The 14741-nt window shown below is 48.7% G+C and carries 16 protein-coding genes and 1 riboswitch; of the genes, 1 reads left to right on the top strand and 15 read right to left on the bottom strand.

Annotated features, from left to right (window positions below):
* Window positions 1–29: 29 nt before the first annotated feature.
* The 10 genes from acpP to KNO95_RS02280 form a co-directional block, all read right to left on the bottom strand.
* A complete protein-coding gene (gene acpP / locus KNO95_RS02325) occupies window positions 30–269 on the bottom strand; it encodes an acyl carrier protein (protein ID WP_026826277.1) in 240 nt (79 codons plus the stop codon).
* A gap of 58 nt (window positions 270–327) precedes the next feature.
* Window positions 328–1068 (bottom strand): 3-oxoacyl-[acyl-carrier-protein] reductase, encoded by a 741-nt coding sequence (gene fabG, locus KNO95_RS02320; RefSeq protein WP_214878216.1) that lies wholly within the window; start codon window positions 1066–1068, stop codon window positions 328–330.
* Window positions 1061–1981 (bottom strand): ACP S-malonyltransferase, encoded by a 921-nt coding sequence (fabD, locus tag KNO95_RS02315; RefSeq protein ID WP_214878214.1) that lies wholly within the window; start codon window positions 1979–1981, stop codon window positions 1061–1063. The genes fabG and fabD overlap by 8 nt, the downstream gene beginning before the upstream one ends.
* Before the next feature lie 18 nt (window positions 1982–1999).
* Window positions 2000–2989 carry a phosphate acyltransferase PlsX gene (plsX, locus tag KNO95_RS02310; protein ID WP_214702257.1) on the bottom strand — a complete coding sequence of 330 codons (990 nt, stop codon included), beginning with the start codon at window positions 2987–2989 and terminating at the stop codon, window positions 2000–2002.
* Window positions 2986–3555, bottom strand: a complete 570-nt coding sequence (gene fapR, locus KNO95_RS02305) for a transcription factor FapR (RefSeq protein WP_015881355.1) — start codon at window positions 3553–3555, stop codon at window positions 2986–2988. Before fapR ends, plsX begins: the two co-directional genes overlap by 4 nt.
* 85 nt (window positions 3556–3640) lie before the next feature.
* Window positions 3641–5671 carry an ATP-dependent DNA helicase RecG gene (gene recG, locus KNO95_RS02300; RefSeq protein ID WP_214698191.1) on the bottom strand — a complete coding sequence of 677 codons (2031 nt, stop codon included), beginning with the start codon at window positions 5669–5671 and terminating at the stop codon, window positions 3641–3643.
* Window positions 5658–6545 carry an L-serine ammonia-lyase, iron-sulfur-dependent, subunit alpha gene (gene sdaAA / locus KNO95_RS02295; RefSeq protein ID WP_026826282.1) on the bottom strand — a complete coding sequence of 296 codons (888 nt, stop codon included), beginning with the start codon at window positions 6543–6545 and terminating at the stop codon, window positions 5658–5660. The genes recG and sdaAA overlap by 14 nt, the downstream gene beginning before the upstream one ends.
* A gap of 12 nt (window positions 6546–6557) precedes the next feature.
* Window positions 6558–7220: an L-serine ammonia-lyase, iron-sulfur-dependent subunit beta gene (sdaAB, locus tag KNO95_RS02290; protein WP_214698189.1), complete on the bottom strand. Its 663-nt coding sequence runs from the start codon at window positions 7218–7220 to the stop codon at window positions 6558–6560.
* A 62-nt stretch (window positions 7221–7282) separates the two neighbouring features.
* Window positions 7283–8962 (bottom strand): DAK2 domain-containing protein, encoded by a 1680-nt coding sequence (locus KNO95_RS02285; protein ID WP_026826284.1) that lies wholly within the window; start codon window positions 8960–8962, stop codon window positions 7283–7285.
* A 22-nt stretch (window positions 8963–8984) separates the two neighbouring features.
* A complete protein-coding gene (locus KNO95_RS02280; RefSeq protein WP_015881350.1) occupies window positions 8985–9347 on the bottom strand; it encodes an Asp23/Gls24 family envelope stress response protein in 363 nt (120 codons plus the stop codon).
* A 252-nt stretch (window positions 9348–9599) separates the two neighbouring features.
* On the opposite strand from KNO95_RS02280, the gene rpmB reads away from it, so the two are divergent.
* Window positions 9600–9788: a 50S ribosomal protein L28 gene (gene rpmB, locus KNO95_RS02275; RefSeq protein WP_015881349.1), complete on the top strand. Its 189-nt coding sequence runs from the start codon at window positions 9600–9602 to the stop codon at window positions 9786–9788.
* A gap of 56 nt (window positions 9789–9844) precedes the next feature.
* Here the strand turns inward: rpmB and KNO95_RS02270 are convergent, their stop codons facing one another.
* The 5 genes from KNO95_RS02270 to pknB all read right to left on the bottom strand — a co-directional run bounded on the left by KNO95_RS02270 (window position 9845) and on the right by pknB (window position 14737).
* Window positions 9845–10429 (bottom strand): thiamine diphosphokinase, encoded by a 585-nt coding sequence (locus tag KNO95_RS02270; protein WP_214702260.1) that lies wholly within the window; start codon window positions 10427–10429, stop codon window positions 9845–9847.
* Entirely contained in the window at window positions 10426–11001 is a 576-nt protein-coding gene (thiT, locus tag KNO95_RS02265; RefSeq protein ID WP_026826286.1) for an energy-coupled thiamine transporter ThiT, read from the bottom strand. Before thiT ends, KNO95_RS02270 begins: the two co-directional genes overlap by 4 nt.
* Before the next feature lie 73 nt (window positions 11002–11074).
* Window positions 11075–11175: riboswitch (TPP riboswitch) on the bottom strand.
* A 20-nt stretch (window positions 11176–11195) separates the two neighbouring features.
* The gene (gene rpe / locus KNO95_RS02260; protein ID WP_026826287.1) at window positions 11196–11852 is read right to left on the bottom strand and encodes a ribulose-phosphate 3-epimerase; all 657 of its coding nucleotides are present in this window, start codon (window positions 11850–11852) and stop codon (window positions 11196–11198) included.
* A 3-nt stretch (window positions 11853–11855) separates the two neighbouring features.
* Window positions 11856–12743, bottom strand: a complete 888-nt coding sequence (gene rsgA, locus KNO95_RS02255; RefSeq protein ID WP_214702870.1) for a ribosome small subunit-dependent GTPase A — start codon at window positions 12741–12743, stop codon at window positions 11856–11858.
* 41 nt (window positions 12744–12784) lie between these two features.
* On the bottom strand, window positions 12785–14737 hold the full coding sequence (pknB, locus tag KNO95_RS02250) for a Stk1 family PASTA domain-containing Ser/Thr kinase (protein WP_214878212.1): 1953 nt from the start codon (window positions 14735–14737) through the stop codon (window positions 12785–12787).
* Between the last annotated feature and the right edge of the window lie 4 nt (window positions 14738–14741).

The raw sequence follows: 14741 nt of genomic DNA, 5'->3' as shown, positions 1-14741 counted from the left end.
GCTCGGTTCCGGGCGGTGGGATGGCTTGATTACACTTTTGTTTCGATATAAGCCACTACGTCGCCGACAGTCGCAAGTTTTTCAGCGTCCTCGTCTTCGATTGTGATGTCGAATTTATCTTCGAGGTCCATCACCATTTCCATCACTTCGAGCGAGTCAGCGCCAAGGTCATCCTTGAATGATTTGTCCGCTGTGATCTCAGATACATCTTTCCCGAGCTTCTCTGCCACTGCTTCTTGTACGTCTACTAAAATTTGTTCTTTTGTCATGATAAAATCCCTCCAAAGGTAAGTATATTAAATGTCAGTCTGTTGGTAAAGTTCTCTTTTACGCCATTGTCATGCCACCGTCGACGGCAATTGTCTGTCCGGTCACATATGCGGCTTGTTCTGATGCTAGGAACGAGACGAGATTCGCCACCTCTTCGACTTGACCAAAACGGTTGAACGGAATCTGCTCGAGTGTAGCCTCTCGTTGTGCATCTGTCAAGGCATCGGTCATGTCGGTTTGAATGAAACCAGGACACACGGCATTGACTGTCACATGACGTCCCGCGAGTTCGCGAGCCACCGATTTTGTCAATCCGATTAACCCTGCTTTCGCAGCCGCATAATTCGCCTGTCCCGCATTTCCAGTAATCCCGACAACCGAGGCGATATTGATGATTCGACCTGCATTCGATTTGAGCAAAGGTCGCGTGACGGCTTGCGATGTCAGAAAGGCCCCTTTCAAGTTCGTCGATAGCACGTCTTCGAAATCGCCTTCTTTCATTCGCATGAGTAACCCGTCACGTGTAATCCCCGCATTGTTGACGAGGCAATCGATTCGTCCAAATGAATCGACTGTCGTCTTGACGAGCGCTTTAACATCATCTGCGTTTGAGACGTCTGCCTTCACGGCAATGGCTTCTCCGCCTGCCTCCACAATCGCTGTCACAACGTCATTTGCCTTCTGTTCACTACCCGAGTAGTTCACGACGACTCGAAAACCGTCTTCCCCTAAACGTTTCGCGATGGCCGCACCGATTCCACGGGACGCGCCAGTCACAATCGCTACTTGATCATGCACGAACTTCTCCTCCTAACGAGGCGACTTCTTCGAGCGTGGTCGCCTTTTGAATCGAAACGCTCGAATCGATTCGTTTAATCAATCCAGAAAGTGGTGAAGACGGACCGAATTCAATGAATGTGTCCACACCATTTGCAATCGCTTTTCGAACACAATCCTCGAAGCGGACTGACGAATAAAGTTGTTTCGTCAATAGCACCTTCAATTGTTCAGGGTCACGATGTACAGCAGCATCCACGTTCGAGATAAAGTCGACTGAAGCCGCTTCAAACGGTGACGAGGCGAGGACATCTTGGAATCGTGTCGCTGCCGGCATCATGTAGGAACTATGAAACGCTCCAGATACATTCAATGGCAATACCCGTTTCGCACCAGCGGTTTTCAATTCAACGCTCGCCTGTTCGACAGCGTCGACATGCCCTGAAATCACAAATTGACCAGGACAATTCAAGTTAGCGATTTGAACCAAATCCCCGCTCGCACTGATTTTTTCTGTGATGTGATGCGCTTCTGTCAAATCGGTCATCCCGACGACAGCCGCCATCGTTCCGTCCTTCACTTCAGACATCAAATGACCACGTTCACGGACGAGCACGGTCGCCTCTTCTAAATCGATGACACCCGCACTGACGAGCGCTGCGTATTCACCTACGCTATGCCCAATCACGACATCTGGTGCCGCCCCTTTATCCGCATAGGCTTTTGCGAGCAACGAGGCATGCGCCACGATGGCCGGCTGTGCGACTTCAGTTGCTTGAAGGTCTTCTTTCGATCCCGATGACATGACTTCAAGAAGGTCAAACCCGAGTCGACGCCCGATTGCTTGAAGTGTCTCCGGATGATCTAAAAATGTCTGTCCCATTCCTACGGCTTGAGAGCCTTGTCCTGGGAACACCCATGCTACTTTCCCCATGTCCTCACCTGCTTTCGCTTAGTCTATCGCTTTGGCACGCTTGATTTTATCGACGACATCGTGGTCTACCATGATTTTTGCCTGTTTCAATGCACTCATGATCGCGAGTGCATCACTCGACCCATGAGCTTTGATGACAGGCGCATTGATCCCAAATAATCCAGCTCCACCATGTTCGCGATAATCAAGCGTTTCTTTCAATCGTCTTAATTTTGGTTTTAAGATGAGAGCGGCGAGTTTTGATACAAGATTGCTCGTGAATTGTTCTTTCATCATTTTCATGAGCATCGCCGACGAGCCTTCTACACCTTTTAATAAGATGTTTCCAGCAAATCCTTCTGTCACGATGACGTCCACGTCACCTGACATCGCTTCACGTGCCTCGACATTTCCAACGAAGTGGACAGGGGCCTCTTCAAGGAGGGGGAACGCATCTTTTGTGAGCGCATTTCCTTTCCCGGCTTCTGTCCCAATATTGAGAAGGGCGACACGTGGCGTTTTAATGCCACGGACGTGTTCCGCATAGAGCGAACCCATGATCGCATAATCTACAAGGTGTTCGGCCTTCGCATCCGGATTCGCTCCGACATCTAGTACGACGACACCACTACCTGTATATGTAGGGAACGTCGGAGATAATGCCGGACGCTCGATTCCCGGGATTCGTCCGATGATGAAAAGAGATGCCGCCATCAATGCCCCGGTATTTCCGGCAGACACGAGGGCATCCGCTTTCCCTTCTTTGACGAGCTTTGCCGCTACAACGAGCGAACTGTCTTTCTTACGGCGAACCGCTCGAACCGGTTCATCCTCACTTGTGATGATCTCACTTGCTGGAACGACCGTCACACGCGGGTCGTCAAGACCGTATGAGGCAATTTTTACCTCATCACCGACTAAAAAGAGTTCCATCGATTCGTTCGGATATTGTTCGACGAACCGTTTCACACCTTCCACAATCGCCTTCGGTGCGTGATCGCCACCCATTGCATCAATCGCTAACTTCATGCTTGTTCCTCCTCACCACGTCGGTAAATCGTGAAGTCGCCGTCAAAGACGCACTCCTCGCCGACATAACTTTCGACCGTGACATCTGTTCTCCCGTCCCCACGTAGCTTCATCACACGAGCCTTGGCAACGACTCGCTCTCCAAGATGGACTTGGCGACTGAAGCGGATGTCCGCTTTAGTGGTCAACGCCAATTCATCATTGATGAGCGCCACCGCTAACGAGTTGGCTTGCGCGAACAAGACGTGTCCACGGGCAATCTCATTGCGGCTAAAGACGTGTTCTTTTTCTATATCGAGGACTGAGATGGCAGAGTCATCTAGTTTTAAGTCAATCATATCACCGATGACCTCGCTCATTGAAAGCGATTTGACTTCATCGAGATGTTCGGAAGCCACATGTTTGATTCGTTCCCTTACTTCTGGAATTTTTAATTCCATCCGGTCGAGCCGAATCGTCTGGATGCTGACGGAAAACTGTTTTGATAGTTCTTCGTCTTTGATGAACGGGTTGTGTTCAATCGTCTCTTGTAACAAGCGTTGCCGCTCTTTCTTAGGTACCCGCATTCAGTTCCCTCCTAAACTAATCACTAAAGAACTTAACACCTGGTACTAATAGCAGTATATATTCTTTAGTCGTCATTTTCAAGTATTATTCTAACCTTTCCCCTACGAGAAGGTCGAGTTGTTTTAAATAGCTACGTAGCACCTTAAACTGGTCTTCATGCCAAAATGCATCACTTTCGAGCATCGCCACAGCATCTTGTCTCGCCACTTCCATCACTTTCAAATCGAGAACGGGATCGGCGACCCGGAAGCTTGGTAGACCACTCTGCGCGGTACCGAAGAAATCACCGGCACCACGTAACTCCAAATCTTTTTCCGCTAATACGAAGCCGTCGTTCGTTTCAGTCATCGTTTTCAGCCGAACTTTTCCGACGTCGGACTTAGGGTCTCCGACAAGGACACAGAATGATTGATGGGCGCCACGACCAACCCGGCCTCTCAGCTGATGTAACTGGGCGAGCCCAAAACGTTCGGCATCATGAATGATAATGAGAGAAGCGTTCGGAACGTTCACGCCTACCTCGACGACAGTCGTCGACACAAGAATTTGTGTCGCATTATCGGCGAACGACTTCATCACGTCATCCTTTTCAGCACTCGATAACTTTCCGTGCATCAGTCCGACTTCATGATTCGGGAAGCGGTCTTTCAAAATTTCATACAAAGCCGTCGCACTCTCCACTTCGAGCGTATCCGACTCTTCAATAAGTGGCGCAATCACGTATGCTTGGCGACCGAGCGACAGTTCCCGATCGACCATCGAATGAACACGATCGATTTGGTCATGTTTCGCCCAATACGTTTCAATCGGTTTTCGTCCTTTTGGCATCTCATCGATTGTCGAGACGTCCATCTCTCCGAACGCACTGATAGCAAGTGTTCTTGGAATCGGAGTCGCGGTCATATATAACACGTCCGCAAATTCAGCCTTGTCTCGTAGCTTCTTCCGCTGCTCGACACCAAAACGGTGCTGTTCGTCCGTGATCGCCAAATGTAAATTCGAAAACTCGACCGGCCCTTGAATGAGTGCATGTGTCCCTACGATGATGTCGACGTCTCTTGATTGGATTGCTGTAAGGAGCGCTTCTCGCGCCTTTCCTTTTACCGAGCTCGTCAACAGGGCGATCGTGATGCCAAACGGTTCAAACAATTCCTGTAAAGACGTCGCATGTTGTTCTGCTAAAATCTCGGTCGGCACCATCAATGCACCCTGATACCCTGCCATGACGGTCGCATACAAGGCAATCGCGGCAACGACGGTCTTCCCGCTCCCGACATCCCCTTGTAATAGTCGGTTCATCCGTTCTGGTTTTTCAAGGTCAGATACAATTTCACGGATGACCCGTGTCTGAGCTCCCGTTAACGGAAATGCGAGTCGTTTGACGAATTCATTCAATTGATGTTTGTCGAGTTGAAGGGCCCGACCGTTTCCTGACCGCTCCATTTTCCGAAACGCCTGCAATTTCAATTGATACATGAGACATTCTTCATATACATAACTTCGTCTCGCTCGTTTATAAGTGTCAACAGTATCTGGAAAGTGCATCCCACGAAGCATCGTCATCCGATCTTCTAGTCGATACCGGTCGCGAATGACTTGCGGCACCTGTTCCGGGAGATCGCTCACCTGTTCAAAAGCCAGTTTCACGATTCGACTGAAATTCTTTTGCGTCAGCCCGGCTCGAAGTGAATAAATCGGCTGTAGTCCGCCTGACGGGGCACCAAATTCGAGGTCGGTCGCGCTGATCGTCATCCGATTCATGTCCCATTTTCCTTTGACCGTCACCGTTTCGCCAATCACTAGCTTGTCCTTGTAAAACGCGCGATTGAACATCGTCACTTGAACTGCATACCGTTCTTCTAGTAATAGTCTGAACTGAAGGCGATTTTTACCTTTACTATAATAACGAACGAGCGGTTCGCCTTGGACTGTCCCACTCCATTTGACAAGGTCCCCATGTATAGCCGTGGTCACAGTTCCGCTATTATAATTCTCATAACGAAACGGGACGTGCTCTAGCACGTCCTCGATTCGAACAAGTCCCATCACTTCTAATTTTTTGGCCATTTCTGGCCCGACTCCTTTCAAAGTCGTCAGTCGTTCATTGTTTCGCATCTTCTTTCGCTCCAAATATATTTCGTTCGAGACGACGAGCCGTTGGTGTATTGGCAAGTCCACCTTTTGCCGTCTCTTTTAATGCGGTCGGCATCATTTGACCGACTTCATGCATCGCCGAGATGACTTCATCACATGGAATACGCGAGGTGATGCCCGCGAGCGCCATGTCTGCGGCGACAATTGCATTGGCACCACCCATAGCGTTACGTTTCACGCATGGGACTTCTACGAGACCCGCCACAGGATCACAGACGAGACCAAGCATGTTTTTAAGTGCGATTGCAAATGCTGTAGCCGATTGGTCCGGTGTTCCGCCGGCCGCTTCGACGATTGCAGCTGCAGCCATCGCGGTCGCCGATCCGACCTCGGCCTGGCATCCGCCCGCCGCTCCCGATATGGAGGCGTTGTTCGCCACGACGAATCCGAATGCACCTGATGTGAACAAGTAACGAATCATCGCATCACGGTCCATCTCGAGACGATCCTTCACTGCAAACAACGTTCCTGGCACGACGCCCGCGCTCCCCGCAGTTGGTGTCGCACAGATTCGTCCCATCGCGGCATTCACTTCGTTCGTCCCGATTGCTTTTGACACCGCATCTAAAATGAGGTCTCCGGCAAGCGATTTGCCTGAGCGAATATAGTCTTGCATGAGTACGGCATCGTTCCCCGTCAATCCCGTAACAGACGTGACACCTTGGAGCGCACGTTCGACCGCTTCTTCCATCACCTCGAGATTCCGGTTCATCATACCGATGATGTCCTCCCGACTTGAGCGTCTGACGTGCATCTCTTGTTCGATCATCACTTCAGAAATCGGAATGCCTCGTTCTGTGGCAATCGTCACTAACTCTTCTACTGATTTAAACATCACACATTCTCCTTATTCCCCAAAAATAGCTATCCGTTCAATTTGTGGCAACCGCTCGAGTTCTGCTAGCACGTCAGCAGGGATGGTCTCATCAATCTCAATGGCCATCAAGGCCTGCATTCCTTTTTCGTGACGGCTCACTTCCATATGACCGATGTTCAATTGGTGATTCGCCAAAACTCCCGTAACTGCTGCGATTGCACCGAATCGATCATGGTGTAAGACGACGAGTGCGGGTCCCCCTCCTGTCAATTTTAACGGGAACCCGTTCAATTCGGTAATTTCAATCGTTCCCCCACCGATTGAGACGCCGACGATTTCAAATGTCCCAAGTTCATCTTCGAGCAGGACGCGTGCCGTATTCGGATGATCTGTCAACAAATCACTCGTTTCAAAGATGACTTCGATGCCTTTCTCACTAGCGATGTCTAACGCCTGCGGGATTCTCAAGTCGAACGTATCAAATCCCATGATTCCACCGACGATGGCAACATCTGTCCCGTGACCTCGATATGTGTCAGCGAATGACCCGTAAAATGTGATATGCGCGGTACGTGGTGTTCTCCCGAACAACTTCCCTGCCATCAACCCAATTCGAGCGGCTCCTGCTGTATGTGAACTCGACGGACCGACCATGACTGGACCGATAATGTCAAACACACTACGATATTTCATCAATTTTCCCCCTTTCAAAAATCCCTACCTTCATTATACAGAAGGTAGGGACTTGAAACAGCTTATTCCACACTAAAAATATAAGAGTAAAGCGGTTGTTTGCCGTCGTGAACTTCAATTTCTATCTCATCATTCACTGATTCGATATATGACGTCAACGCTTCTACATCTGATTCAGATGAACCTTCACCCGTTAAAATTGTGATGATTTCGTCATCCGCGTCGATGAGAGCATCGACTAGTCGCTTAGCCGCTTCAAGGCTTGATGAAGACGACGAGACGATTTTCTTCTCTGCAATCGCCATATGCTCGTCCTTTTTAATCTCAACGCCATCGATGCTCGTATCACGAACAGCGTACGTCACCTGGCCGGATTTCACTGTCTCAGCAGCCGACTTCATCGCTTGTTCGTTCATCTCGACATCTGCCTCAGGATTAAAGGCGATTGCTGCTGCAAGGCCTTGCGGGACCGTCTTCGTTGGAATGACCGACACGCCACAAGGTGCGACAGACGCTGCTTGTTCAGCAGCCATGATGATATTTGAGTTATTCGGGAAGATGAAGACATGTTCCGCATGTGCAGATTCAATCGCCTTGACGATATCTTCTGTTGATGGGTTCATCGTCTGTCCGCCTTCGATGACGTGTGCCGATCCGAGGGAACGGAACAACTCACTGACACCTTCACCCATTGCCACCGTCACGATTGCAAATGGTGCTTTTGGTTTCTCATCTTGTTGAACGCCCTGTAGATTTATGCCGTGTTCTTCTTCGAGAATTGTCGAGTGCTGTTGACGCATGTTCTCGATCTTGACTGCGACGAGTTCACCGAAGCGCTGCCCTTTCGTAATGACCTCACCTGGTGTCTCGACGTGAACGTGAACTTTTAATAATTCTTCGTCCGCGACGACAAGAAGTGAGTCCCCTAGTTCAGACAATTCGTTACGGAACGTGTCTTCGTTGAATGGTGTATCTTTCAACTTATCATCTTGGAAACGAACCATAATTTCCGTGCAGTAGCCGAATTCAATGTCTTCTGTTGACATGAATCCTTGCGCCGCATGCGCGTGATGCTCTGCCTCGATCAACGCATCCATCACTGGAGCATGAGGTTTTTCGAGTTCTTTGCCTTCTAGGCTCGCGAGGAATCCTTCATAGATGACGAGAAGTCCTTGACCGCCAGAGTCGACAACACCGACTTCTTTTAATACCGGTAACAAGTCCGGCGTACGATCTAACGATGCTTTCGCTTCAACGATGACACGTTTCATAAATTCAGTGAAATCACTTGTCGACTCTGATGCAAGGAGCGCTTCGTCGGCCGCTTCACGAGCAACCGTCAAAATCGTTCCTTCAACCGGTTTCATAACCGCCTTGTATGCCGTGTCGACACCTCGCTTGAGAGCTTCCGCAAAATCAACTGTCGTGAGTTCTGTCTTTCCTTCAACGGCTTTACCGAATCCGCGGAACAACTGACTTAAAATAACGCCCGAGTTCCCACGTGCCCCCATGAGCAGTCCGCGAGCGAACTTTGATGACACCTCTGCAATATTTGATGAGTTCATGGCCGCTACTTCTTTCGCACCTGACGTCATCGTCAAATTCATGTTCGTTCCCGTGTCTCCGTCTGGAACCGGGAAGACGTTAAGCGAATCTACATAATCTGCGTTTTGGCTCAAGTTGGTCGCTCCGTTCGCAATCATGTTTGAGAGCGCCAATCCATCTAAACGTTTTAAACCCACACCAAATCCTCCTCCGTTTTCGTCAGTCATTCGTCAGACGAACGCCTTGAACGAATATATTTACCGACGAAACGTTTAATCCTAAAGTTTCTCCAAGCGTGTACTTCACTCGGCTTTGCACGTTGTATGCGACTTCAGATACTTTCGTTCCGTAGCTTACAATGATGTGCATGTCGATATGTACATCTTCATCTTCTTGACGTACGACGACACCACGTGCATAATTTTCACGTTTTAACAATTCAGCAATGCCGTCTTTCAATTGTGCTTGTGAAGCCATGCCGACCACACCGAAGCATTCCATCGCTGCACCACCTGCGAGTGTTGCGATGACGTCACTTGTGATGTCAATATTGCCATATGTTGTCTTCATTTCAATTGCCATATGGAGTAGCCTCCTTTATTCGGAATGATTCCTAATGTACATTCTACAATAAGTACCTAGTTATTAAAAGAACCTGCTCCAGAAACTCGGTCAATTAGCGCGATAACCTCATTCATTATTCAAATCCTTGCGAGTAATGTCAAGTTTTTTTCTTGTCATGGTATGATTTTCTAGTTGCATCGGGAAAAAAGCCGTGCTAATATAAACGAGTGTCTATTAGGACGAACCCACATAAAAAAGGAGGGGAAACGCATGGCACGTAAATGCTACGTAACAGGTAAATCACCTAAATCAGGTAACAACCGTTCGCACGCACTCAACAAGACAAAACGTACTTGGGGTGTGAACGTACAAAAAGTTCGTATTCTCGTTGACGGTAAACCGAAACGCGTTTGGGTTTCAGCTCGCGCACTTAAATCTGGTCTCGTTGAACGCGTATAATACTTATACACGAACGAATAAATCCCAACGGCATTCGCCGATGGGATTTTTTTTGCTTATTTTTTGACGACCATGACGAGAACGATCCCCCGATGAACCGTCAATCGGGCAAATGCTTCAGTCCATTCATTGGAAATCGTCAGCGCTTCTTCACTCTTGATGTCATGATGTTCGAGCGGGTACTTGACACCATCAATAGAAATAGTCGCTGTCTTCCAAGGTATGAAAGACAAATAGTAGCCTTCTTTTTTTGAAAAGCTATAATCACCGGCTTTAACGAGATAGACCGTTTGACCATTCCCATGCAAAACCATCTCAGGATACTTCTCGAGCAAACCGACGTTCGCGAACGTCATATCGACTCGTCCACCGAGCGCCCCGTATACGTGCATCCTCGTTGCCCCTCGCTCTCTTGCCAACTGAAGCGCAATCTCAAGGTCCGTCATATCTTTCTCGGACGGATAGCGTAACGCTTCTTTCGGTGGTTTTCCCACAAACGAGTCAAAATCTCCGACCACAACGTCCGGTTCAATCCCTTCATCTAACAGTCTCTGATAACCTCCATCAACACCGATGACATAATCGGCATGACGCGGTAAAGGAATAACTTCCGGACTTGCCGCGACGATCAAGACATTCATTGACGAATGTCCCGTGTAGCTACACGTGTGAAACGTGGAGCTGTTGTAAAGAGTAATACTAATACGATGGCTGAAATAATAAAGGATGGGGCCATGTACGTCGCGTTATAACCGAGTGAATACGCTACGACCGGACCTTCCGCATACTCGGCGAAAAAGACGATACCCGAGATGACATGTGCCGCATAACGCAACACCGACCCGATCAAGGCACCGAGCACCAAATATGTCGCGAGTGTCTTCGTCGCACCTTGACCGGCCGCCTGTTTCACACGACCAGCAAACATACCCGCCATACCGACGAGGCCATAAGCGACCGTATAGTCGAGCAAGAACTGTACAGGTGTGAAGATGTAGGCACCGAACAACAGTTGAAGCGTCCCGACGAGTGCACCTGTCGCAAGTCCCCCTTTCAATCCGTGACGGAATGCCATCACAAAGATTGGGAGCATCGCTAGACTAATCGAACCCCCTTGTGGCAAGCGGTATGGGATGAGTAAATCAAAGATTAGCCCGAGCGCCGCAAACAATGAAATTTCGATGAGCGCTTGTAATTTAAAACGTGATTTCATCTTTCTTCCTCCTTTAACTGTTTAAACGACAAAAAGCAGCATGACGTAAACGCCATGCTGCTTAGATTCGCAACGTGCATTTTCGCCACATCCCTACGTCCGTGTGAACGGAACAGGTTCAAAGGGTTAGCGTATGCCTCTCAGCCACATCATGTGACACCCCTTGCGACAATATCTTGTTGTTCTATCGTTGATTATACACGAGATGCGCCACGAATGCTATCGATGGCTGCTTTATAATCCGGTTGATTGTAGATGGCCGAACCGGCAACTAGTACATCGGCACCCGCATCGATGCAATGTTTCGCCGTCTCTTCGTTGACCCCACCATCGATTTCAATTTCAAAATCAAGTTGGCGATCCTGACGCAGTTGGTTGAGCGCTGAAATTTTCGGTACGACCGATTCAATGAACGCTTGTCCACCAAACCCTGGGTTGACGGTCATGAGCAATACCATATCAACATCTGGGAGCACATGTTCGATCGTCGACAATGGTGTATGCGGATTCAAGACGACTCCACATTTCGCACCAGCCACTTTGATTTGTTGCAAGACACGATGCAAATGGTTCGTTGCTTCCACATGAACGGTCACGATATCCGCGCCTGCCTTCACAAAATCTTCCACGTATCGCTCCGGTTGGTCAATCATCAAGTGCACATCGAGGACCATATCTGATTTTTTACGTAAGCTCGCGAGCACAGGTAGACCAATCGAAATGTTTGGCACGAACTGACCGTCCATCACATCGAAATGGATATAATCTGCTCCCGCTTCTTGAACAGCTTTCACTTCTGCCTCCAAATTGGCAAAATCGGCAGCTAAAATGGATGGTGCAATTTTAATCATCTGTCAATACCTCCGTTTTCGATCATTTAACTCTTCCATAAAGGTAACATAATTATCGTAGCGAGTTGAAGCAATTTTACCATCTTGAACGGCTTGTTTAATGGCGCAGCCTGGTTCGTTGATGTGAACACATCCTCGGAACTTGCAATCGTCGTGTCGTTCGACAAACTCCGGGAAACACCATCTGAGCTCATCAGTCTCGAGTTCCTGTGGAAACTCCAAACTCGAAAATCCCGGTGTATCTGCTACTAATCCGTCCGCCAATTGAATCAACGTCACATGACGCGTCGTATGCTTCCCCCGACCGAGCGACTTGGAGATTTTACCGGTTGCTAACTCGAGTTCTGGTGCGACTGCATTCAGTAGCGAACTTTTTCCGACGCCCGTCTGCCCGGCAAAGACACTCGTCTTCCCTTTAAAGAGTCTCCGTACTTGCTCGACTCCATCCGAAAGCTCCGTTGACGTCTCAATCACATCATATCCGATTGCACGATAGCAATCGGCCGCCTCTTGAATCGGTCCGGTTTCTGTTTCACTCAGCAAGTCCATCTTCGTCAAGACGATGATCGGATGGATCTGTTTTGACTCAATCAGAATGAGGAATCGATCAAGCAAATGATAGGAAAATGCTGGCTCTTTTACTGAAAAGAGGAGAAATGCTTGATCGATGTTGGCAATCGGCGGTCGGACGAGATGGTTCTGACGCTCCTCTACTTCAAGAATATATCCGGTCCCATCCTCTTGGTCTTGAATCACTACATCGTCACCAACTACAGGCGAGATGTTACGTTTCCGAAAGTTTCCTCTGGCGCGACACCGAATCTCTTGATTCGATTCGGTCATGACATCATAAAATCCACCCTGTAAGCGAATAATCGTTCCTTTCAATATGACTACCTCCTTTAAAAAGAGGTGACGCTACCGTCACCTCTTTATTGTGCCTCTTTGGCTTGCGCATATGTGACTGAATCGGTTCGGACGATCTCACCATCAACTTCAATCGTTGCTGTCCCGACTTCGTTGGGGGCAATGACGAGCGTATACGAATACGTTGTTGTTTCTGTGATTTCATCTCGTAATACTTCAATTTCACCACGTGCATCGACCGTACGAATGACGACTTCGACCGCTTTCGGTTTTTTGTCTTTATCCGGTTGCTCGACTTCGACACTGACTTCTCGTTCAATCGAAACATCGGTCGGTTCAACGCCCTCTGAGACGATGACTGTGAGTTCTGTACCAGGGTCAACTGCAGTCCCTGCCGTCGGAAGTTGGCGGATGATTTGACCTTTTGGAACACTTGTCGAAAATTCATCACGTCTCACAATTTTCAGTTTGTTTTGCTCAGCATAGGTCGATGCTTCCTCGAACGTGTACCCGGCAAGATTCGACAGTTCCACTTTGTTGCTTCCTGTCGATACGACGAGCGTGACCGTTACTTCGGACGGCACGACCTCTTCACCTGGTTCGAGCGATTGGGAAATAACATCTCCATTGTCGACCGTTTCTGAAGCCTCTGTTTTAATTTCAAGGTCACTGAACGCCAAGTCTTTTAGCATTCGTTCAGCCGCAGTTTGCGAAAGTCCTTCCACATTCGGCATCTCGACCGTCTCTTTACCGGCAGAAACGACAATTGACACCGTCGTGCCTCGTTTCGGTTTACGTCCTTCTTGAGGGTTTTGCGAAATGACCTCACCTTCTTTGACGTCATCGCTCGCCCGCTCTGTCACTTCGACGACAAAGCCTGCGTTTTCAAGTTCAGACGTGGCATCACCGATGCTCATTCCGACAACATCAGGTACGACGGCACGTGACACCTCATCAGCGACCACGTATGCTGCGATACCACCACCAATTAATAACACGACGAGCAAAATCCAAATCCACCATTTACGCTTCTTCTTTTTGAGCGGTGGCTGTTCTTCAGCTTCCTGCTCTTTTGATGCAGAAATTGAAGATGTCGATCCAGGTGTTTCCGTTTTTTCTTCAGTCATGATTGGTGTCATGACGAGCGTTTTGTCGAACTCATCCTGATTGGTTGGGAGACGTCTCGGTTCATCGGCACGTTCACGACTCAATGCGGTCATACAATCTTTCTTGAAGGCTGCAACCGAAGTATGACGGGCTCCCGGTGACTTCGCCAACGCTTGCATGACACAGTTTTCAAGTGCTTGGGGAATATTCGGATTCAAGTCCATCGGTCGAATTGGATCGTCCTGCAGATGTTGAAGCGCAACGGCAACCGGTGTCTCTCCTATGAACGGCACACGACCTGTCAACAGCTCATAAAGGACGGCACCGAGCGAATAAATATCTGACTTCTCATCAGCAAATTTACCACGTGCTTGTTCAGGCGAGAAATAGTGGACAGATCCAAGTACCGACATCGTATGCGTCAACGTCGCATTCGACATCGCAACCGCAATCCCGAAATCGGTCACCTTCACGTTTCCAAGTTGATCAATCATCATATTTTGTGGTTTGATATCACGATGAATGATTCGGTTCGCATGGGCATGATCTATCGCATCACAAATCTGTCCCATGATACGCAGTGCCTCATCGACAGATATGTACTCTTCTTGCAAATATTGTTTCAATGTCACCCCATCGACATGCTCCATGACGATATAGTACAAATCTTCTTCATCGCCGACGTCATAGATGGCGACGATATTCGGATGGTTCAGACTCGTAGCCGCATGGGCTTCTCGCTCGAACCGGCGTATAAATTGTTCGTTATGTGAGAATTCAGATCGCAACACCTTGATGGCGACGGTTCGGTTTAAGATCTCGTCATGAGCTCGGTAGACATTTGCCATGCCTCCGCTGCCGATTTGTTGTTCGATCCGATAACGATCGTTGATTCGTTCTCCGCTTCGCATCGGA

Origin of the sequence: Exiguobacterium sp. ERU653 (genome assembly GCF_018617775.1) — a bacterium.
In the GTDB taxonomy this organism is placed as follows: domain Bacteria; phylum Bacillota; class Bacilli; order Exiguobacteriales; family Exiguobacteriaceae; genus Exiguobacterium; species Exiguobacterium marinum.
Note: the sequence above shows the minus strand (reverse complement) of the source record. Positions and strands in the feature narration are given on the sequence as shown.